Annotated in this window: 1 protein-coding gene; it reads left to right on the forward strand. The window is 49.1% G+C overall.

Annotation, left to right across the window (positions count from 1 at the left end; all coding sequences use genetic code 11):
• On the forward strand, window positions 1–982 hold a 982-nt coding region (locus R7Z50_RS25080; RefSeq protein WP_318149434.1), incomplete at both ends, for a beta-N-acetylhexosaminidase.

Genomic DNA, 982 nt, shown 5'->3' on the forward strand with positions numbered 1-982 from the left:
GCTGTTCAATCAAAGACCGACCTCGTTTTCGTTACCGCGGTATGATGCTAGATTGTGCTCGCCATTTTCACTCCGTTGAGCAAGTCAAACGTTTGATCAACCAGTTGGCTCACTACAAGTTCAATACATTCCATTGGCACCTTACCGATGATGAAGGTTGGCGAATTGAGATCAAATCATTGCCTCAACTAACCGATATTGGCGCATGGCGTGGGTTGGATGAAACCAATGAGCCACAGTACACGCACCTTGCTGAGCGTTACGGCGGTTTTTACACTCAAGAAGACATCAAAGACGTGGTTGCCTTTGCTTCTAAACGAGGCATCACTGTTATCCCTGAAATCGATGTACCAGGCCACTGCCGAGCTGCCATCAAGTCGTTACCACACCTATTGGTAGAAGCAGAAGATACCACCGAATACCGCAGCATTCAGCATTACAACGACAACGTCATTAACCCAGCTCTGCCGGGGAGCTATGAGTTTATCGACAAAGTGTTGGAAGAAGTCTCCGCGTTGTTCCCTGCCCCTTATGTTCATATCGGTGCGGATGAAGTACCTAACGGCGTATGGTCAAAAAGCCCTGCATGCCAAGCACTAATGGAACAACTGGGTTACAGCGACTACAAAGAGTTACAAGGGCACTTCTTGCGTCATGCCGAAGACAAACTGCGCAAACTTGGCAAGCGCATGCTGGGTTGGGAAGAAGCACAGCATGGTGACAAAGTCAGCAAAGACACAGTGATCTATTCGTGGTTAAGCGAAGAAGCGGCGTTGAACTGCGCGCGCCAAGGTTTCGATGTGGTGCTACAACCTGCGCAAACCACCTACTTAGATATGACCCAAGATTACGCACCAGAAGAACCGCGCGTGGATTGGGCTAACCCATTGCCGCTAGAAAAAGCTTACAACTATGAACCACTGGCTGAAGTGCCAGCCGACGATCCAATGCGTAAACGCATTTGGGGCATTCAAACAGCATT

The organism is Vibrio sp. 1249-1 (assembly GCF_033340495.1).